Raw genomic sequence first — 20519 nt, 5'->3', positions numbered from 1 at the left:
GCACGGCAGTACCGGGCGGCCCGCATCATGCGGGCCGTCGTCATTGTGTGGCGGCGCGTGCGTGTCAGACCGCGCGTTGCAACGCGGCGCGACGCTCCCACAGCGCGGCCGCGACGAATGCCGCGACGCAGGCGACCAGCACGCCGACCAGCGCGTTGCTGCCCAGTTGCTCCATCAGTGCGCCCGCGACGAGCGGGCCGCCGAAGCTCGCGGCGCTCCACGACGCCGACACGAGCGAGCTCGCGGTGACGAGCGCCGCGCCGCGGAAGCGTTCGCCGCATGCGACGAGCGACAGCGTGTAGATGCTGCCGGCCGCCGCGCCGAGCACGAACAGCAGCGGCCAGCACAGCCACGGGTTCGCGATCACGAGCGGCAGCAGCGGCAGGCCGGCCAGCACGATCCAGCCCGCGCCGAGGTGCACGCGTTCGCGGCCGAGCTTGTCCGCGAGCCAGCCGATCGGGAACTGCATCGCGGTATCGCCGAACAGCATGATCGACGCGAGCAGCACGGCGGTCGCGCTCGCGACGCCGTGATCCATCGCGTAGAGCGGCAGCAGCGACAGCGCGAGCGTATCGAACAGCGCGAAGAACCCGGTGCCGATGATCAGCGCGGGCATGCGCGGCAGCACGTCGAGCCAGCGACCGTGAGCCTCGTGATGCGCGTCGTCGCCCGCGAGCGGCGCGCGCCGGATCGTCGCGAGCGTCGGCAGCGCGAGCAGGAACAGCGCGCCGCACAGTGCGAAGCGGATGCTCGTCGCGCCCGCGATCTGGCTGACGAGCACGGGGCCCGCCATCTGGAACAGCGTGAAATTGGTCGCGTAGATCGCGACGACGCGGCCGCGCGTCGAATCGTCGGCGAGCTGGTTGACCCACGCCTCGCCGATCGTGAACAGCAGCATCAGCGCGGCGCCGCACAGCACGCGCAGCACGCCCCACAGGATCAGGTTCGACGTGAACTGCATCAGCGCGGTGGCTGCCGCGAGCAGCACGACCGACACGACGATCGCGCGGCGCGAGCCGATGTGCCGCGCGAGCGCGGTGACGAACGGAACGATCGCGAGGCCGCCGAGCGCCTGCGCGGCCGTCAGCATGCCGACGACGTTGGTGCCGTGTCCGGCTTCGGTCAGTGCGAGCGCGGTGAGCGGCAGCGTGGCGCCGGTCCCGAGGCCGACGACCGCGACGCTCAGGATGAGCGCGAGGAAATCACGATTGAGAATGGCTTTCATCGGCCGGGATGCTACACCGCGGACCTTGAAAGGTCCATGAAGGCCGTCAGGATCGAATGCGTTGCGCGCGCAACGAATGCGCGCCGGCGTGTTACACGTATTCGGTCGGCGCGGCCAGCGGGCGGCGTTCGAGCGACGCCGACCACAGCGTGAGCGCCAGCGCCGCGACGGCCATCGCGACGCCGACCCACGGCAGGCTCACGAGCGACACGCCGGAGCCGATCGCCATTCCGCCGAGCCACGCACCCGTCGCATTGCCGAGGTTGAACGCGCCCTGGTTCAGCGTCGATGCGAGGTTCGGCGCGTCGCTCGCGCGATCGACGATCAGGATCTGCAGCGGCGGCACGATCGCGAACGCGAGGATGCCCCACACGAAGATCGTCGCGAGCGCGGCGAACGGCAAATGCATCGTGCCCGCGAACAGCGCGAGGACGAGGCCGATCAACGCGAGCGTCGCGATCAGCGACGGCATCCGGCGCCAGTCGGCGAGCCTGCCGCCGAGCGTGCCGCCGACCGTCAGCCCGAGGCCGAACAGCAGCAGCACATAGGTGACCTGACGCGGCGAGAAGCCGGTCACGTCCTCGAGGATCGGCGTGATGTACGTGAACACGCTGAACAGGCTCGCGGACGCGAGCACGCTGATGCCGAGCACCATCAGCACCTGCGGGTGCTTCAGCACGCTGAATTCGCGCGTGATGCTGGTGTCGGGCATCGCGAGGTTCTTCGGCAGGCAGACCGCGAGCGCGGCGGCCGCGGCGATGCCGATGCCGGTGACGGCCCAGAACGTCGCGCGCCAGCCGAACGCCTGGCCGAGCGCGGTGCCGAGCGGCACGCCGAGCACGTTCGCGAGCGTGAGGCCCGTAAACATCAGCGCGATCGCCTGCGCGCGGCGGTTCGGCGCGACGAGGTTGCTCGCGACCACCGAGCCGATCCCGAAGAACGCGCCGTGGCAGAACGCGGTGACGACGCGCGCGGCCATCAGCACCGCATAGCCCGGTGCGATCGCGCAGAACAGGTTACCGGCGATGAACAGCCCGATCAGGCCCATCAGCGCGCGCTTGCGCGGCATCTTCGCGGTGACGATCGCGAGGATCGGCGCGCCGATCGTCACGCCGAGCGCATAGCCCGACACGAGCATCCCGGCGGCCGGAATCGACACGCCGAGGTCGCGCGCGACGTTGGGCAGCAGCCCCATGATCACGAATTCGGTGGTACCGATTCCAAATGCGGCGACGGCGAGGGCGAAAAGAGGCAAGGGCATCGCGGTAGGCTCGGGAAAAGCCGCCGCTCGGGTGGGCGCAGGATGCGCGGGGCGGGCGGACGGGAAGGCGAACGACAGCGCGATTCTACTTCAGTGAAAACCCTTACGCTCGGGGCCAAAACGGATGTTGCCGGCGTGCGACGGGATAGCGGGCGGGAAGCTCACAATGTGGGATTGGGTGGCGGTTTGCGGCGTGCGAATTCGTCGGGGTCGGCGCGATGGCGGCTACCGGGCCGCGCTTCAGGCGATGCGTTCGGGCAATCCGTCGGAGAGTGCGGCGGATCGAGCCGGTTCGGCGATGGTGTCCGGTGTGCGTGGCACGCTTGCGTCCGGTTCGGCGTTCGTGTCCGCAGGCAATGCACGCGATGCAGGCGATCCGGCGGCGTCGATTGAGGCCGGATCGTCCCAGCCGTTCTCGAACAGGCATGCTTCGATCGGCATTCGCGCGGCCCAGCGCTCCTGCTCGAGCATCGGCTTTGCATAGAACGCGTCGACGTGCCCGACGCACAGCACGGCGATCGGCTTCGCGCCGACGGGCATCCGCAGCAGCGTGCGCAGCGCATCGACGTCGAACAGCGACACCCAGCCCATCCCGAGCCCTTCCGCGCGTGCCGCGAGCCACATGTTCTGGATCGCGCACGCGGCGGACGCGAGGTCCATCTCCGGCAGCGTGCGGCGGCCGAACACGTGGTGTTCGCGGCCGTCGGCGAGCGCGACGACCAGCAGCTCGCCGCATTCGCGCACGCCTTCGACCTTCAGCCGCATGAATTCGTCCTGGCGCTCGCCGAGCGCGTCGGCGGTCGCGCGGCGCTCGGCCTCTACCAGCGCGTGGATCGCGGTGCGCAGCGCGGGATCGGTGATGCGGATGAAGCGCCACGGCTGCATGAAGCCGACGCTCGGCGCGTGGTGCGCCGCGCGCAGCAAGCGCGCGAGCACCGCTGGATCGACGGGCGCCGGCGTGAAATGGCGCATGTCGCGCCGTTCGAAAATGGCGCGGTAGACGGCGGCGATGTCGGAGTCGTCGAAACGCATGAGCGGCAAAAGCAGGGGATGACGTCGGCGCAACGATAGCAGACCGCGCGCGGGCCGCGTTACATCATTCGAAACAAAATGCGGAATTGTTGATGTAAAAGATCGTGTTTTCAGCGTTGATCGAAAGCAAACGATTGCGGTGGCGCCGGCAACCATGAAATGAGCCGGTTTCGTCGATTTCTCAGCGATTCGCCGTCACGAGGTTCTGCGGCGTGCCGGCATGCCACGCCTCGATGTTCAGCAATGTGGTGTGCGCGATCTCCGCCAGCGCCTCGCGCGTGAAGAATGCCTGGTGCGACGTGACGATCACGTTCGGGAACGTCAGCAGGCGCGCGAGCACGTCGTCCTGCAGCGGCAGGTCGGAGTGATCCTCGAAGAAGAGCCCGCTTTCCTCCTCGTACACGTCGAGCCCGAGATGGCCGAGCTGGCCGCTCTTGAGCGCGTCGATCAGCGCCTGCGCATCGACGAGGCCGCCGCGGCCGGTGTTGATCAGCATCGCGCCGTGCTTCATCCGCGCGAGCGTCTGTTCGTTGATCAGATGGTGCGTCGACGGCAGCAGCGGACAGTGCAGGCTGACGATGTCGGCCTGGTGCAGCAACGCGTCGAGCTCGACATAGCGCGCACCGAACGCGATCAGCTCGTCGTTGTACGGCGGCACCGAGTGCGCGAGCACGTGCATCCCGAAGCCCATCATGATCTTCGCGAACACGCTGCCGATGATGCCGGTGCCGATCACGCCGACGGTCTTGCCGTGCAGGTCGAAGCCGAGCAGGCCGTTCAGCGAGAAGTCGCCTTCGCGGGTGCGCGCGACGGCGCGCGGCAGGCGGCGGTTGAGCGCGAGGATCAGCGCGACCGCGTGCTCGGCGACCGCGTGCGGCGAATACGCGGGCACGCGCACGACCGCGATGCCGAGCCGCTCGGCGGCCGCCAGGTCGACGTGGTTGAAGCCCGCCGAGCGCAGCGCGATCAGGCGCGTGCCGCCGTCCGCCAGCCGTTCGAGCACGGCTGCGTCGACGGTGTCGTTGACGAACGGGCAGACGACGTCATAGCCGTGCGCGAGGATCGCGGTTTCCGCGTCGAGGTGCGACGGCTGGAAGTGCAGCCGATAGCCGAACTGCCGGTTGGCGGCGGTAAACGAATCGTCGTCGTACTGCCGGCTGCTGAACAGGATCACGCGCACGCTGCACCTCCGATGGCTGACGCGCGCAGTTTACTGCAGGCCCGTGACGATGTCGGAGCGGTCGGGGCCGCGCGACGGACGCAGGAAGCCGTAATCCTTCCGCTCGCGGGTCGTCTGCGCGCTGAAGTGGTCGAGCGCGTGCTCGACGAAGCTGCGCGTGCGGGCCGGCACGTACTGGCGGTTCGGATAGACGAGCGACAGTTGCGTATCCGGGTCGTCGATCCGGTAGCCGGGCAGCAGCCGCACGAGCGTGCCGCTGTTGAGCGCATCGGCGACGCACGGCTCGGGCAGCACCGCGATGCCGGCGCCGGCAATGGCGGCCGCATGCACGAGTGCGAGCTGGTTGAGCGTGCAGGCCGGGCGCACCGTGACCGAATGCGCGACGCCGTCGTGCCCGACCAGCTGCCACGCGGGCGCATGCTGGTGCGGCGCGAGCGTGACCCAGTCGTGGCCCGGCAGGTCGTCGGGCGCGCGCGGCTCGCCGCGCCGGTCGAGATAGGCAGGCGCCGCGCAGGCGACGAACGGGTTCGGCGCGAGCGCATGGCCGATCAGCGTCGGGTTGCCGTCGAGCCGGTTGCCCGTGACGATGCCGACGTCGTAGCCCGATTCGAGCACGTCGAGCGGCCCCTCGGCGACGGTCAGCTGCACGCGCAGCTCGGGGTAGCGGTGCCGGAAGCTGCTGACGAGCGGCGTCAGCGCGAGCGGCGACAGCAGGCCCGACGCGACGACGCGCAGCGTGCCGGCCGGTTCGCGCACGGCATGCGCGACGGACGACTCGAGGTGGTCGAATTCCTCGAGCAGCGCGCGGCAACCGTCGAGGTAGCGCACGCCGGCCTCGGTGAGCGACAGGTTGCGCGTGGTGCGGTGGATCAGCCGTGTGTTCAGGTGACCCTCGAGCATCGCGATCGAACGCGTGACGAGCGCATTGGACACGCCGAGATGGTGCGCTGCGCGCCGGAAGCTCTGCTGCTCGGCGACGCAGACGAATACACGCATGGTCTGAATCTGGTTCATGGCTTGTGTATTTCTGGCCCGGTTGATTGATTATGGTTGTGATTTTTCGCCGCGCAACCTCGAAAACGCATCGCGCGGCACCCAGTTCTCCCTCGTATCGAAAAATCAGTTTTCGATTCCGCAGACGATTGTTAAATATAGTTGCGATATCCGTCAACCTGAGAAAACGGGCGGGTTGCGGAAAATCGAAATCGCGAGTACCGGTTAAATGTCGGGCTGTCTCGTGTGGCTGCCGTTCAAAGGCGGCAGAGTATTGGAATATGCATCGTGGCGGCGAATAATTCGTATGTTAATCAATTGGTTGTTCGTGATTCGATCAGGTTTGCTCCGGTAATTTGGGGAATCGATCCCTAATACATGCTGCAGTAATGGATGTTTTTACCCAATGCGCAGATTTTGTGTATTGCATTCCGTTCGGCGATTTTTATCGAACATCCGGTCTATTTCGTTCGATACGCAAGTCGCGCTGAACCGTCGGCATCGATGAAACGCGGCGATATTGGCGGAGAAAATCGCGCGTATGGAACCGTTTCGCAGCCGGCCGGCAATGCCATTCCAATCCGGAACGCCGGCGCGCGATGCCTGGGCGGCCGGCTGGCCCGGTCCGGCGACCGGGCCACCGTCGCGCTGTCCGGCCGCGCGTGCCTCTTGCGCGAGGCCGCGGAACGCGGAATGATCGATCAGTTCGCCATGCAGTTGGTTTGGCGGGCGTCCGTGTATTTCCCTTCCTCACCTTTTGCCAGCCATGTCCATCGATTACTCGCCGATTCCCTGTCCCGTCGTCGTGCCGCTCGACGCGATCCTGCCCGAAGAACCGCTGCTGATGATGGGGGCCGGCCCGGTTCCGATCCCGGCCGCCGTCGCGAAGGCGAACACGATCGTGATCAACCACCTCGGCGCGACGATGGCGAAGATCATCGAGCAGGTGAAGGAGATGGCGCGCTACGTGTTCCAGACCCGCACGAAGTGGGTGCTCGGCGTCGCGGGCCCCGGCTCGGCCGCGATGGAAATGGCGATCTCGAACCTCGCCTGGCGCGGCACGCGCGTGCTGTCGATCCGCAACGGCTTCTTCAGCGCGCGGATGGCCGAGATGGCCACGCGCGTCGGCGCCGACGTCGCGACGCTCGAAGTGGCGGACCGCGCGGTCGCGAGCCTCGACGAGATCGCGGACGCGATCGCGCGCGAGCGGCCCGAGATCGTCACGATCGTGCAGGGCGAGACGTCGAACACCGTGTGGAACCGCGATCTGCGCGACATCGCTGCGCTCGCGAAGGCGGCCGGCGCGCTGGTCGTCGTCGACGCGGTGTGCACGCTGTCGACGATGCCGCTCGACATGGACGCGTGGGGCATCGACGCGGTGATCACCGGCGGCCAGAAGGGGCTGTCGTCGATCCCGGGCGTGTCGCTGATCGCGTTTTCCGACGCCGCGTGGGAACGCATGAAGCATCGCCCCGAGCCGAATACGCACTGGTGCCTCGACATGGCGCTCGCGGAGAACTTCTGGCACAACGCCGGCTATCACTACACGGCGCCGGTGTCGGGCGTGCTCGCGCTGCACGAGGCGCTGCGGCTGGTTTGCGCGGAGACGCTCGAAAGCCGCTTCGCGCGCCACCTGCGCTGCTCGCTCGCGCTGCAGGCGGGCGTCGAGTCGATGGGGCTCAAGCTCTATGCGCCGAAGGACTGCCGGCTCAATTCGGTGGTCGGGATCGAGACGCCGGAAGGGCTCACGCCCGGGATGGTCTGCGGCCATATCTCGAAGCAGTACCAGGTCGAGATCTCGGGCTCGTTCGGGTTGCCGATCGTGCGGATCGGGCAGATGGGCGAGCAGTGCCGCGAACACAACCTGTTCCGCACGCTGCATGCGTTCGGCCGCACGATGGTCGACCTGAAGGTGCCGGTCGACCTGCCGGCCGGTGTCGCGGCGCTCGAACAGGAACTGTCGCGACGCGGCGTGTAACGCCGCAGGGGGAAACCGGCCTCGGGGGCCGGCTGGCCGCGATCGGTCGATCGCGCTCAGCGGCCCTGCATCGCGCGCCGGTACGTATTCGGCGTCGTGCCGTGCGCGTCGCGAAAGCGATGGCTGAAGTGGCCGGCGTTCGCGTAGCCGCAGTCGGCCGCGACCTGCGCGAGCGGCAGCGACGTCGTGCGCAGCAGTTCGCGCGCCCGCGCGAGCCGCTGCTCGGCGACCCACGCGTGCGGCGCGCGGCCGAACGACAGCCGGAACATCCGCGAGAAGTGGTATTCGGACAGCGCGGCGACGTCGGCCAGTTCGCCGAGCGTCAGCGGCTGCGTCAGGTACGTGTCGATGTAGTCGCGCACGCGGCGGCGCACGGCCGGCGCAAGCCCGCCGCGAAACGATGCGTCGGTACGCGTCGTGCTTTGCCCGCGCAGCAGCAGGCTCAGCACCTCGTGCGCGGTCTCGTTCACACGCAGCCGCTCGTCGGCATCGTCCCAGCCGTCCAGCGCGAGCGAGCGCAGCAGCGCGGCGACGCGCGCATCCTCGAAATAGGTGCGGTCGGCGAGCTTCAGCTCGCGCGGCTCGCGGTCGAGTTCGCGGATCGCGCGCTGCGTGAAGTGCTCGGGCAGGAAATAGAGATGGATGAAGTGCATCTCGCCGCGCACCCACCAGCGCGATTCGTGGTCGCCCGGCAGCGCGCACAGCAGGCTCGGCGCGCCGTAGCGCGGCACGCGTTCGCGCTCGGTCCGGTAGCCGCCGTCGAGGTAGCACGACAGCGTGTGGTGGCCGGGTTGCTCGTAGATCGTCTCGCTTTCATCGGTGATTCGCGTCCATTCGGCGATCGCGAGATGGTCGCCGAGCCACGCGAAGCGCTCGAGCGTCGCGTTCGCGTCGGCGAGCGTGCGGCAGACCGACTGCAGGCCGAACGGCAAATCGCCTCCGGCCAGGGTGGCAGCGTCGACGGGCGGGGCGGAGAGGGAGAAGCTCATGGTGCGACGAGTATAAGCGGGCGCGCCGCACCGGGTGCGGCGGCCGGAAAAAGACCGCAATTCCGGACAATCGGTGCGCGCCGCGCGGCGGCATAGTCGGGATCCCGTTTCATCCGATTCCTGGACCTTCGCCGCCATGAACCTGTCGCTTTATTTCGTCACCGTGCTGATCTGGGGCACCACCTGGATCGCGATCAAGTGGCAACTCGGCTCCGTGCCGCCGCCCGTGTCGATCGCGTGGCGCTTCTGGCTCGCGGCCGCCGTGCTGTTCGCGCTGCTGCGCGTGATGCGCCGGCCGGTCCGGCCGCCGCGCGAAGCCTGGCGCTACCTCGTCGCGCAGGGCTTCGCGCTGTTCTGCCTGAATTTCCTGTGCTTCTACTACGCGGAGCAGGTCGTGCCGAGCGGGCTCGTCGCGGTGATCTTCTCGACCGCGCCGCTGCTGAACTCGATCAACGGCCGGCTGTTCATGGGCCGCCCGCTGCGGCCGTCGGCGATTGCCGGTGCGCTGCTCGGCCTGATCGGCATCGCGTGCCTGTTCTGGCAGCAGATGGCCGGCCATCTCGACGATCACGCGACCTGGATCGGGCTCGCGATCGCGTTCGCGGGCACGATGTGCTTCTCGGCCGGCAACCTGCTGTCGAGCCGGATGCAGTCGATGGGGCTGCACCCGCTCGCGACCAATGGCTGGGCGATGCTGATCGGCGCGGCGATCCTGACCGTCGGCAGCGCGGTGGCCGGGATGTCGTTCGCGCTCGACATGAGCCCGCGTTATCTCGGCGCGCTCGTCTACCTGGCCGTGCCGGGCTCGGTGATCGGTTTCACCGCGTACCTGACCCTCGTCGGCCGGATCGGGCCGGAGCGCGCCGCGTACTGCACGGTGCTGTTCCCGATCGTCGCGCTGGCCGTGTCGACGGTGTTCGAGGGCTACCAGTGGTCGCCGCTCGCGGTGATCGGGCTGCTTCTGGTGGTGGCCGGCAATCTCGTCGCGTTCGACCTGACGCGCCGGCTGTTTCTCCGGACGGCCTGAGCGCGCCGGCCGTCGCAACGGTCTCCGCATAAGAAAACGCCTGCGCGATGCAGGCATTTTCTTTTTGAGGCTGCGGCGTCGCGACTTCAGCGACCGGCCGCTGTGCGGCGAGCAGCGTGATCAGGCGGCCGCGCCGCTCCCCGCCACACGCGCCTGCCGCTGGTACAGCATCATCGACAGCGCGACGCCCGCGGCGGCGGCCACCGCCGCGAACAGGAACACCTGCGGATAGCCAAACGCACCCGCGACATAACCGGCGAGCGGGCCCGTGATGCCGAGCGACAGATCGAGGAACACCGAGTATGCGGACAGCGCCGCGCCGCGGCTCGCGGGCGGCACGAGCGCGACGGCCTCGACGCCGAGCGCCGGGAAGATCAGCGCGAAGCCGAAGCCCGTCAGCGCCGCGCCGACGAGCGCGACGTGCGGCACCGGCGCGAGCCACAGCAGCACGAGGCCCGAGCATTCGAACGCGAACGACACGATCGCGACGCGGAAGCCGCCGTAGGTCTTGATCGTGTTCGCGAACAGCAGGCGCGCGCCGATGAACAGCGTGCCGAACACGGTCAGCGACAGCGCGGCGTTCGGCCAGTGGCGCGCCGCGTAGTACAGCGTGACGAAGGTCGCGATCGAGCCGAAGCCGGCCGAGCCGAGCGCGAGGCCGAGGCCATGCGGCAGCACGCGCGTGAACACGCTCGCATACGACATCCGCTCGCCGTGCACGAGCGGCACCGAATCGATCAGGCGCGCGAGGTAGAAGCCGAGCGCGGCCAGCGCGATCACGATCACGCCGATCAGCGCCGGATTCAGCGTATGCGCGATCGCGACGCCGACCGGTGCGCCGAGCGCGAGCGCGCCGTAGGTCGCGATGCCGTTCCACGAGATCACCTTCGCGTTGTGCGCGACGCCGACCCGGCCGATGCCCCACAGAATCGCGCCGGTGCCGCACAGGCTCTCGCCGACGCCGAGCACGAGCCGGCTCGCGACCAGCAGTACGAGGCTCGCGACCGGCCAGTGTGCGAGCAGCAGCGCGACCAGCAGCAGCACGCCCGACACGCCGCAGCCGACCAGCCCGCGCAGCACCGTCTGCTTCGGGCCGAGCGTATCGGCGAAGCGCCCGGCGAGCGGCCGCGACGCGAGCGTCGCGAAATACTGGACGCTGATCGCGCCGCCCGCGACGATCGCGGAAAAGCCGAGATCGTCATGGACGAAGCCCGGCAGCACCGCGAGCGGCAGGCCGATGGTCAGGTAGCAGATGAACGTGAAGCAGACGACGGACACGATTTGCAGCGTGACCGCGAACCCGCTGCGTGCTGGTGTGGCGGAATCGGATGACATGGGGTCGGAACGAATGGGCGAAACGGAGCGTGACGGAACGGAAGACGGCGCAAAACGGAATCGGGATTTTCCCATGGAACCGGTTTTCACGCAGGTACCATTCAGTTAATCGCGACCCGTTTTCGCGCGCAGCGGATCGGCGCCGGCACGCCGGGAAGGCCGTGCGGAAAGGGCGACGGGCGCCCCGGCGCTCATATCGCGGCAGTTATATGGGCCTCATGCGTGATGGGCTATGGGTTGCGAAATTTGATGGTGATAGCGTGCAAACTGTCAGAGAAACGTCGGTCGAGCGCTCCGCGCAGGCCGCTTTAGCCCCCCATTTGAAGAATCATCGAGACATGAGTGAGCCGATCCGCTTCTACCATCGTCACGCGATCCGCGAGGTCAGCGGCGCGGACGTCACCCGCACCGTGCTGCAGTACCTGCGCGAGGACGCGCATTGCACCGGCACCAAGGAAGGCTGCGCGGAAGGCGACTGCGGCGCGTGCACGGTCGTCGTCGGCGAGCTGACCGACGCCGGCGCGGTCGAGTTCAAGGCCGTCAACGCATGCATCCAGTTCCTGCCGACGCTCGACGGCAAGGCGCTGCTGACGGTCGAGGATCTGCGCCAGCCGGACGGCTCGCTGCATCCGGTGCAGCAGGCGATGGTCGACTGCCATGGTTCGCAATGCGGGTTCTGCACGCCCGGCTTCGTGATGTCGATGTGGGCGCTGTACGAGAAGCACGGCCACGAAGGTTGCGGCAGCGCGTGCGCGAAGGCGAAGGACGTGCCGACGCGCACCGAGATCGCCGACGCGCTGACGGGCAACCTGTGCCGCTGCACCGGCTATCGCCCGATCGTCGATGCGGCCGTGCAGATGTTCGACGCGGCCGGCGAAGGTGCGTCGGCACCGGTCGACACGGCCGCGCTCGCCCGCACGCTCGCGTCGCTCAGGCGCGACGACACGTTCGACTACGCGACGCTCGACGGCGCGCGCTTCGCGGCGCCGCGCACGCTCGACGCGCTGGCCGCGCTGAAGGTCGAACGGCCCGACGCACGGATCCTCGCGGGCAGCACCGACATCGGCCTGTGGGTCACGAAGCAGATGCGCCGGCTCGACGACCTGATCTACGTCGGCCAGATCGCCGAACTGCAGCGCGTCGCGGAGCGGGGCGACTGGATCGAGATCGGCGCGGGCGTGACGGTCGAGAACGCGTATGCGGCACTGGCCGGCACCTATCCGGAGCTGACCGAGATGTGGAAGCGTTTCGCGTCGCTGCCGATCCGCAACGCGGGCACGCTCGGCGGCAACGTCGCGAACGGCTCGCCGATCGGCGATACGATGCCCGGCCTGATCGCGCTCGGCGCGCGCGTCGTGCTGCGCGGCGGCGATACGGTGCGCGAGCTGCCGCTCGAGGCGCTCTACACGGGCTACCAGCAGAAGGACATGGCGCCGCACGAATTCGTCGTCGGCGTGAAGGTGCCGACCCGCACCGGCGCGCGCGAAAAGCTGCAGTTCCGCACGTACAAGCTGTCGAAGCGGTTCGACTCCGACATCTCGGCCGTCTGCGCGGCGTTCGCGTTCATCGCGGACGGCGACACGATCCGCGAGCCGCGCGTCGCGTTTGGCGGGATGGCCGCGACGCCGAAGCGCGCGGCGCACACCGAAGCCGTGCTCGACGGCGCGCTGTGGCACGAAGCCACCGCGCAGGCCGCGATGCAGGCGCTCGAGCGCGACTACCAGCCGCTGTCCGACATGCGCGCGACGAGCACGTATCGCCTCGATACCGCGAAGAACCTGATGTATCGCTTCTGGCTGGAGACGCGCCCGCACGACCCGCTGCCGCCGCAAGCCCTGAACGTGCGTGAAGTGGCCGCCGAAGCCGGCGCCGACGCGGCGCGCGTCTGAAGACGGAGAACACCGAAGATGAACCAGCAAGCAGAACCGTTCCTGAGCACCCTCGACCCGCAGGCCGACGCCGCGCAGGTGCACGTATCGCGCGCGCACGAATCCGCGCACCTGCATGTCAGCGGGCGTGCCACCTACACCGACGACATTCCGGTCGTCGCGGGCACGCTGCACGCGGCGCTCGGATTGTCGGCAAAGCCGCACGCGAGGATCGTGTCGATGAACTTCGACGCGGTGCGCGCGACGCCGGGCGTGGTCGCGGTGTTCACGGCCGACGACATCCCGGGCGTCAACGATTGCGGCCCGATCATCCACGACGACCCGGTGCTCGCCAAGGGCATCGTGCAGTTCGTCGGCCAGCCGATGTTCATCGTCGTCGCGACGTCGCATGAAACCGCACGGCTCGCCGCGCGCCGCGCGCAGGTCGATTACGAGGAACTGCCAGCGATCCTGACCGCGCAGGAAGCGCGTCAGGCCGAAACCTACGTGATCCCGCCGCTGAAGCTCGCGCGCGGCGACGCGGCCGCGCGCCTCGCCGCCGCGCCGCACCGCGAGTCGGGCGAAATGCTGCTCGGCGGCCAGGAGCAGTTCTACCTGGAAGGGCAGATCGCGTACGCGGTGCCGAAGGACGACGACGGGATGCACGTGTATTGCTCGACGCAGCATCCGAGCGAGATGCAGCACCTCGTCGCGCACGTGCTCGGCGTCGCGTCGCACAACGTGCTGGTCGAATGCCGCCGGATGGGCGGCGGGTTCGGCGGCAAGGAATCGCAGTCGGGCCTGTTCGCGTGCTGCGCGGCGCTCGCCGCGTGGAAGCTGCTGTGCCCGGTGAAGCTGCGCCCGGACCGCGACGACGACATGATGATCACCGGCAAGCGGCACGACTTTCATTACCGCTTCGACGTCGGCTACGACGACGACGGCCGCCTCGACGGCGTGGCGCTCGAGATGACGTCGCGCTGCGGTTTCTCGGCCGACCTGTCGGGCCCGGTGATGACGCGCGCGGTGTGCCACTTCGACAACGCGTACTGGCTGGGCGACGTCGACATCGCCGGCTACTGCGGCAAGACCAACACGCAGTCGAACACCGCGTTCCGCGGTTTCGGCGGCCCGCAGGGCGCGTTCGCGATCGAATACATCCTCGACGACGTCGCGCGTGCGCTCGACCGCGATCCGCTCGACGTCCGCTACGCGAACCTGTACGGCAAGACCGAGCGCAACGTGACGCCGTACGGGCAGACGGTCGAGGACAACGTGCTGCCCGAGCTGCTCGGCGAACTCGAGACGACGAGCGGCTACCGCGCACGGCGCGCGGGCGTGCGCGCATTCAACGCGCGCAATACGGTGCTGAAGAAGGGCATCGCGCTCACGCCGGTGAAGTTCGGGATCGCGTTCAACGTCACGCACTTCAACCAGGCCGGCGCGCTGGTACACATCTACACCGACGGCTCGGTGCTCGTGAACCACGGCGGCACGGAGATGGGGCAGGGGCTCAACACGAAGGTCGCGCAGGTCGTCGCGCACGAGCTCGGCATCCGCTTCGGCCGGATCCGCGTGACGGCGACCGACACGAGCAAGGTCGCGAACACGTCCGCGACGGCCGCGTCGACGGGCTCGGACCTGAACGGCAAGGCCGCGCAGGATGCGGCGCGCCAGTTGCGCGAGCGGCTCGCGGTGTTCGCGGCGAAGCAGTTCGGCGACGGCAAGGCCGATGCGGCCGACGTGAAGTTCGGCAACGACGTCGTGTGGGTCGGCGGCCAGGGCGTGCCGTTCGGCGAAGTGATCGCGAAAGCGTACCTTGCACGTGTGCAGTTGTGGTCCGACGGTTTCTACGCGACGCCGAAGCTGTACTGGGATCAGTCGAAGCTGCAGGGCCGGCCGTTCTACTACTACTCGTATGGCGCAGCCGTGTCGGAAGTCGTGATCGACACGCTGACGGGCGAGATGCGCACGCTGCGCGTCGATGCGCTACACGACGTGGGTGCGTCGCTGAACCCGGCGCTCGACATCGGCCAGGTCGAAGGCGCGTTCATCCAGGGGATGGGCTGGTTGACGACCGAGGAGCTGTGGTGGAACCAGGGCGGCAAGCTGATGACGCATGCGCCGTCCACGTACAAGATCCCGACCGTGAACGACACGCCGCCCGAATTCAACGTGCGGCTGTTCGAGAACCGCAACGTCGAGGACAGCATCCACCGGTCGAAGGCCGTCGGCGAGCCGCCGCTGCTGCTGCCGTTCTCGGTGTTCTTCGCCGTGCGCGACGCGGTTGCGGCGGTCGGCGACTACAAGGTGAACCCGCCGCTCGACGCGCCGGCCACCGGCGAGTCGATCCTGCGCGCGGTGAATGCGGTGCGTGCGGCTCGGGCAGGCTGACATGAACGGGCCCGCACGCTCGCTTCGCACCGCGTCGACCCCGACGTTCGCGCAGGGCACCGGCCGGCGCAACCGCGCGACCGGCGCGCCGGCGCCGATGCACATCGTGCTGTTCGGCGCCGGGCACGTCGGTCACGCGCTCGTCACGCTGCTCGGCGCGCTGCCGTGCGTCGTGCAGTGGGTCGACACGCGCGACGAGCTGTTCCCGGACGAATGTCCGCCGAACGTGCAGCCGGAGCCGACCGACACGCCGGAGGCCGTCGTCGACGCGGCGCCGCCCGGCGCGTACTTCCTCGTGATGACGCACAACCACGCGCTCGACTTCGCGCTCGCCGCGCAGATCATGCGGCGGCGCGACTACGCGTACTTCGGGATGATCGGCTCGCGCACCAAGCGCGTGAAGTTCGAGCGCCGGCTCGCCGCGCGCGGCGTCGATCCGGCGCGGCTCGCGGAGATGGTGTGCCCGATCGGCGTCGCGGGCATCGTCGACAAGGCGCCGGGCGCGATCGCGGTGGCCGTGTGCGCGGAGCTGCTGCAGGCGCGCTCGGGCATGCCGGTGGCCGACGCGAAGGCGGCCGCGGCAGGGCGCGCGCGCGACGACGTGTCCTGCGCGCGGTAACGTCGCACGGCTGGCGCACGGCCGCGCGTTTTTGCATACACTGCACGGCAACGCGCGGCATCGGGCCGCGCTTTTTTCCGTGCAGGCGCCATGTCCGATCACCCGATCTATCTCGACGCGCTCGATGCGAGCCTCGTCGCCATCGAGCGCTGGCTGTCCGGCGTCGACACCGCGCCCGCGGCGCTCGACGCGCTGCTCGCGCCGTTCTCCACCGGTTTCACGATGATCCTGACCGACGGCCGCGTAGTCGACCGCGACGGCACGCGCGCGCTGTTCGCGAAGCTCGCCGGCGCGAAGCCGGGGCTGCGCATCACGTTGTCGGAAATCCGCGTGCTCGCGGCCGACGCATCGCATGCGGTGATCACCTACCTCGAAGCACAGCACGCGGCATCGGGCGAACTGCCTGCGCGCCGCTCGACCGCCGTGTTCGAACGCGACGCGGCGGGCGTCGTGCGCTGGACTCATCTGCAGGAAACGTTCTGCACGGCCTGAGCGGACGCGCCGCGTATCAGCGCTTGCGGCTGCGGGCGACCGTCAGCTCGTCGGACACGCTCTGCATCAGCGCGCACAGCCACGCGATGTCGGTCGGGCGGTCGGGCTGCGGATGCGTGAGCAGGTAGCTCTTGATGCGCGGGAACGGCACGGGCGGCGTGACGACGACGAGCGGCAGCAACTGCGCGTAGTGCGTCGCGAAGCGGCGCGTCGTCGTGAAGATCAGGTCCGACTGCAGCAGCACCTGCGGCACGATCCCGAAGTAAGGCAGCGTCGTCACGATGCGCCGCGCGAGGCGCGCGCGTGCGAGGCCGATCTCGATCGCGTTGCGCTTGTCGCCGGTGTACGGCGTGGGCGCGACATGCGCGGCCGACGCATACGCTTCGCGCGTGAGCGGCACGTGCGCGAGCGGGTGCGCTTCGCGCATCAGGCACACGATCGTGTCGGAGAACAGGTCCTGGCGCGCGAACTGCGGGTCGGGCTTCGGCCAGTTGCCGATCACGAGATCGAGCGCGCCCGATTCGAGCGCGCCCGCGTGGTCGAGCGCGGGATTCAGCGAATCGATTTCCAGGTGCGCATGCGGCGCTGCGTCGCGAAAGCGTTCGATGAGCGTCGGCATGAAGAAATCGTTCAGGTAGTCGGGCGCGGCGACGCGGAACGTGCGCCGCGCGGACGACGGGTCGAAATCGCCGTGAGGCGTCGCGATGAAGTCGACCTCGCGCAGCGCGCGCTGCGCGGCTTCGAGCAGCGACGCGCCGTATTCGGTCGGCACCATCCCGGATTTGCCGCGCACGAGGATCGGGTCGTTCAGCGTCTCGCGCAGCTTGCGCAGCGCGGTGCTGATCGCGGGCTGGGTCTGGTTCAGCCGCAGCGCGGCCTGCGTGACGCTGCGCTCGAGCAGCAGCGTGCGCAATACGCGCACGAGCCAGATGTCGAGCGAGGCGGTACGGTCGTCGTCTTCCATCGGTGCGGGTGATTCGGGCGAAGCGTAACCTTACCGCAGCTGCACGTTGCCGTGCGTGATACCGGCCATCACGCCCGGCCCTTCGGCAGCGTGCTGATCCGCTTGACCTCGCTCGATTCGAGCCAGGTCGGCGTGCGCGCGCAGTACAGCACCATCGGCAGCGCGTCTTCACCCCAGAACAATTGCTTGTTCATCCAGAACGTCGGCACGCCGAACACGCCGAGCGCGATCGCGTCGGCGTTGTTGCGGGCCAGCTGCGCACTCGTCTCCTCGAATTCGATCAGCTCGTCGCCGTGGCCGACGCCGACGCGTTCGCACAGCGCAGCGAAACCTTCGGGCGTCGACGGATCGTTGCCGTCGCGCCAGATGAAGCGGTACATCTCCAGTACCGTCGCGATATCGGCGCGCAGCGCGATCGCGAGGCGCAACACCTTGTCGGAATCGAACGGGTGCGCGGGCGGCATCTTGAAGCGGATGCCGAGCTGTTCCGCGCGAAACAGCGCGTGACGGTACGTGAACACGCGCTTGGCCGGCACGTCGGCGCTCGGGCGTTGTCCCCAGTGGCGCTGCAGGTCGATGAGCGACACGGCGACCGGTTCGAACGGCACGTCCGGCCATTTGTCATGCTGTTCGAGCAGCAGATAGGAGAACGGCGACACGAAGTCGAAGAACCAGGCGGGCTGGGCGGTGTCGAGGCCGGTTGTCATGACGATCTCCAGAGGGTGGGGCGTACGGCGGCCTCCATGGTACGCGGGCGGGCGCGCATGCAGCAATGATCGCGGATCGTCCGCTTACGCGGAACCGGGAGTCGCCCGGGGGGGCGCGCCGGCCGGCGGCGACCCGGCGTCGGCGCGTGCCTGCGGCTTTCCGCCGGCGCCAGGCGACCCCGCCGGCGTGTCCTGGTCGTGCGCGGTGAGCCGTTCGCGCACGAAGCCGATGTGCTCGCGCAGCACGTAGAACTGCCCCGCGTAGGCGAGCGGCATCTTCATCCGGTTCACCGCTTCCTCGATGTCGTCGAGCTCGTCGAGCAACCGGACGCGTTCCTCGGCCGTGTGCTCGCCGAGCGCGCGACGCTCGAGCGCGATCAGCGCGCCATACCAGCGATAGATGCGCGAACGCACGCGCCAGCCGTACAGCGATGGCACGAGCCGCAGCCCGGGGATCAGCACGACGATCAGCGGCACGATCACGACGAGCAGCCGGTCGACGAGGCTCGCGACCCAGAACGGCAATCTCCGGTACAGGAAGGTCTTGCCCGACTTGTAGTAGCGCGCGGCATCGTCGGACAGCGGAAAGCCGCGCGTGACGGACGACGGGAATTCGCCTGCGTGCTGCAGGATCGTCGCATGGCCGTGCACCTCGCGCGCGGCCTCGATCAGCAGGTCGGACAGCGCGGGGTGCAGCGAGTCGCGCGCGACCAGTTCGATCGTCGGCGCGACGGTATGGATGTCGGCGGGCGGCAGGTTCCGGCCGAGATCGTAGACGCCCATCGGCAGCGTGATCGCGGTCAGGTACGGGAAGCGCCGCGCGTACGCTTCGGCCTGCGTGAACGAATACACGTGCACGCCGGGCGCACGGAACAGTTTCGCCATCACGGGGATCTGCGTCGAGTCGCCGGACAGGAACGCGGCGTCGATCTTGCCGTCGAGCAGCGCGGTCGCGGCGTCCTCGCCGGCGGTCGGCAGCAGCTCGGTCGGGCCGCCCGGCACGATGCCGTTCATCTTCAGCAGCGCGAGGCTCAGCTCGCGTGCGCCGCTGCCTTCCGCGCCGAGCGCGAGCCGCTTGCCCTTGAAGTCGGACAGGCGCGCGACGATCGGGCCGCGGTACATGATCGCGAGCGGCACGTAGCCGATGCTGCCGAGCGAGACGAGTTGTTCGTCGCGCTCCTTCGGGCCGATGCCGCTCTGCACGAAGCCGACGTCGACCGACGCGTTCGGGTTCGACAGCCGCGCGAGGTTCTGCGCGGATCCTTCGGACGATTGGACGTCGAGCGTGACGCCGTTCTTCGCGAGGATGGCCTTGTATTTCTGCGCGGCGTTCCAGTACGTGCTGCCGGGCGGCCCGGCCGAGATCACGAGCGTGGACGGCGGCGCCGGCTGGATCAGCCTGACCGCGAGCCAGACGGCCGCGCCCGCGAGCAGCACGGTGGGGCCGATCGACAGCGCGAGGTCGCGCCACGACACCGCGACGAAGCGGGCGAGGATGCGGCGAGGCGGACGAGGGCGGGCAGGCTTCATGGGGTCGGCGGATGACGCTGGCGTGACGCATCGATGACGGCCGTCATGGACGATGCGGATTCTCGCGGCGATGGTACCCGGTTTCGCCGCGCATGCGCGAGTCGGGCGCCGCGGCGCGGCTCCGCGGCGACAGCGGCGGGCGGCGCGTCGTCAAAAGCTTTGCGCTTCCGCGGGCGCTGGATTACATTGTGCGACGCAGCCGCGCCCGATTCGCGCGCGACCCGGCACGCAATTAGACCGGGCGCGTCCGGCCGGCGGCTGTCCGGCCCGGCCGGCCCGCTATCGCGCGCGCCGGCTGTCGGCCCGTCTCGCCTCTCTCGTATCGCCGTGGAAATCACCGGCTGTCCCGCCCGTTCGCGCGCGGGCCGGCTGTCTTTGGGGGTATCCGGCCGTACTGTGCACGGCCGTTCCGGAGTTACAAGGAGATAGCATGAAGTCGATCGTGTTGAGAGCGTTGGGCGTCGCCGCCGTGGCGGCCTGTTTGTCGGGCAGCGTGTATGCGCAGTCGAGCGATGCGGCGGCAACCGAAGCGCCGGCGGCCGCGACGAGCGCGCCGAAGGCCGCCGCGAAAACCGCGAAGAAGGCGAACCGCAAGCTCGGCTACGCGGTGCGCAAGGCGATTTCGAAGGAAAGCGGCGTGGATGTGTCGAACCTCGTCGTGCGTTCGAAGGGCGGCGCGATCTCGCTGGAGGGCACGATGCCGGCCCAGGATCAGATCGACAAGGCCGAAGCTGCAGCCAAGGGCGTGAAGGGCGTGACGTCGGTCTCGAACAAGCTGACGGTCCAGCAGCAGTGATGCCGGGCGGCGGCGCGCGAGCGCCGCAGGTGCCCGCTTTCGGGCGGGCTCCGGCATGCCGGAGCCCGTTTGCGCTTCAAAGTCCGCAAGCCGCGTGCGACGCGGCGGTGGACCGATAACGATATCGAG

Annotated in this window: 17 protein-coding genes; 7 read left to right on the top strand and 10 right to left on the bottom strand. The window is 68.9% G+C overall.

Annotated elements, in window-relative coordinates; all coding sequences use genetic code 11:
• Positions 1-64 precede the first annotated feature (64 nt).
• From AC3WLY_RS33635 to AC3WLY_RS33615, 5 genes are all read right to left on the bottom strand, one after another.
• On the bottom strand, positions 65-1225 hold the full coding sequence (locus tag AC3WLY_RS33635; RefSeq protein ID WP_205785512.1) for an MFS transporter: 1161 nt from the start codon (positions 1223-1225) through the stop codon (positions 65-67).
• Positions 1226-1316: 91 nt separating this feature from the next.
• On the bottom strand, positions 1317-2486 hold the full coding sequence (locus AC3WLY_RS33630; RefSeq protein WP_492310598.1) for an MFS transporter: 1170 nt from the start codon (positions 2484-2486) through the stop codon (positions 1317-1319).
• Between the two features lie 240 nt (positions 2487-2726).
• Positions 2727-3518: a 5,6-dimethylbenzimidazole synthase gene (gene bluB, locus AC3WLY_RS33625; protein WP_492310597.1), complete on the bottom strand. Its 792-nt coding sequence runs from the start codon at positions 3516-3518 to the stop codon at positions 2727-2729.
• 181 nt (positions 3519-3699) lie between these two features.
• Complete coding sequence (locus tag AC3WLY_RS33620; protein ID WP_072436220.1) at positions 3700-4698, bottom strand: 2-hydroxyacid dehydrogenase; 999 nt, start codon at positions 4696-4698, stop codon at positions 3700-3702.
• Positions 4699-4728: 30 nt separating this feature from the next.
• Positions 4729-5712 (bottom strand): LysR family transcriptional regulator, encoded by a 984-nt coding sequence (locus AC3WLY_RS33615; protein ID WP_425131423.1) that lies wholly within the window; start codon positions 5710-5712, stop codon positions 4729-4731.
• A gap of 745 nt (positions 5713-6457) precedes the next feature.
• Between AC3WLY_RS33615 and AC3WLY_RS33610 the strand changes: the two genes are divergently transcribed.
• The gene (locus tag AC3WLY_RS33610; RefSeq protein WP_310138001.1) at positions 6458-7669 is read left to right on the top strand and encodes an aminotransferase class V-fold PLP-dependent enzyme; all 1212 of its coding nucleotides are present in this window, start codon (positions 6458-6460) and stop codon (positions 7667-7669) included.
• A gap of 56 nt (positions 7670-7725) precedes the next feature.
• Here the strand turns inward: AC3WLY_RS33610 and AC3WLY_RS33605 are convergent, their stop codons facing one another.
• Positions 7726-8658, bottom strand: a complete 933-nt coding sequence (locus AC3WLY_RS33605) for an AraC family transcriptional regulator (protein WP_175962514.1) — start codon at positions 8656-8658, stop codon at positions 7726-7728.
• Between the two features lie 136 nt (positions 8659-8794).
• On the opposite strand from AC3WLY_RS33605, the gene AC3WLY_RS33600 reads away from it, so the two are divergent.
• A complete protein-coding gene (locus AC3WLY_RS33600; RefSeq protein ID WP_175962515.1) occupies positions 8795-9685 on the top strand; it encodes a DMT family transporter in 891 nt (296 codons plus the stop codon).
• A 120-nt stretch (positions 9686-9805) separates the two neighbouring features.
• Here AC3WLY_RS33600 and AC3WLY_RS33595 read toward each other — a convergent pair whose 3' ends face one another.
• The gene (locus tag AC3WLY_RS33595; RefSeq protein WP_175962516.1) at positions 9806-11020 is read right to left on the bottom strand and encodes an MFS transporter; all 1215 of its coding nucleotides are present in this window, start codon (positions 11018-11020) and stop codon (positions 9806-9808) included.
• A 338-nt stretch (positions 11021-11358) separates the two neighbouring features.
• Between AC3WLY_RS33595 and xdhA the strand changes: the two genes are divergently transcribed.
• The 4 genes from xdhA (at position 11359) to AC3WLY_RS33575 (ending at position 16393) form a co-directional block, all read left to right on the top strand.
• Positions 11359-12909, top strand: coding sequence for a xanthine dehydrogenase small subunit (gene xdhA, locus AC3WLY_RS33590; protein ID WP_492310596.1), 1551 nt, complete (start codon positions 11359-11361; stop codon positions 12907-12909).
• An 18-nt stretch (positions 12910-12927) separates the two neighbouring features.
• Positions 12928-15282, top strand: coding sequence for a xanthine dehydrogenase molybdopterin binding subunit (xdhB, locus tag AC3WLY_RS33585; RefSeq protein WP_492310595.1), 2355 nt, complete (start codon positions 12928-12930; stop codon positions 15280-15282).
• Position 15283: 1 nt separating this feature from the next.
• Complete coding sequence (gene xdhC / locus AC3WLY_RS33580) at positions 15284-15901, top strand: xanthine dehydrogenase accessory protein XdhC (protein WP_310137990.1); 618 nt, start codon at positions 15284-15286, stop codon at positions 15899-15901.
• 90 nt (positions 15902-15991) lie between these two features.
• Positions 15992-16393: a nuclear transport factor 2 family protein gene (locus AC3WLY_RS33575; RefSeq protein WP_175962520.1), complete on the top strand. Its 402-nt coding sequence runs from the start codon at positions 15992-15994 to the stop codon at positions 16391-16393.
• A 16-nt stretch (positions 16394-16409) separates the two neighbouring features.
• Here the strand turns inward: AC3WLY_RS33575 and AC3WLY_RS33570 are convergent, their stop codons facing one another.
• The 3 genes from AC3WLY_RS33570 to AC3WLY_RS33560 all read right to left on the bottom strand — a co-directional run bounded on the left by AC3WLY_RS33570 (position 16410) and on the right by AC3WLY_RS33560 (position 19594).
• Positions 16410-17357 carry a LysR family transcriptional regulator gene (locus tag AC3WLY_RS33570; RefSeq protein ID WP_175962521.1) on the bottom strand — a complete coding sequence of 316 codons (948 nt, stop codon included), beginning with the start codon at positions 17355-17357 and terminating at the stop codon, positions 16410-16412.
• Positions 17358-17425: 68 nt separating this feature from the next.
• On the bottom strand, positions 17426-18064 hold the full coding sequence (locus AC3WLY_RS33565; protein ID WP_492310594.1) for a DsbA family protein: 639 nt from the start codon (positions 18062-18064) through the stop codon (positions 17426-17428).
• A gap of 84 nt (positions 18065-18148) precedes the next feature.
• Positions 18149-19594 (bottom strand): TAXI family TRAP transporter solute-binding subunit, encoded by a 1446-nt coding sequence (locus tag AC3WLY_RS33560; RefSeq protein WP_310137982.1) that lies wholly within the window; start codon positions 19592-19594, stop codon positions 18149-18151.
• Between the two features lie 430 nt (positions 19595-20024).
• Between AC3WLY_RS33560 and AC3WLY_RS33555 the strand changes: the two genes are divergently transcribed.
• Positions 20025-20390, top strand: a complete 366-nt coding sequence (locus AC3WLY_RS33555) for a BON domain-containing protein (protein WP_175962522.1) — start codon at positions 20025-20027, stop codon at positions 20388-20390.
• The last annotated feature ends 129 nt before the right edge of the window (positions 20391-20519 follow it).

The sequence above is a fragment of the Burkholderia sp. FW306-1C-G01B genome, from assembly GCF_058781685.1.
Note: the sequence above shows the minus strand (reverse complement) of the source record. Positions and strands in the feature narration are given on the sequence as shown.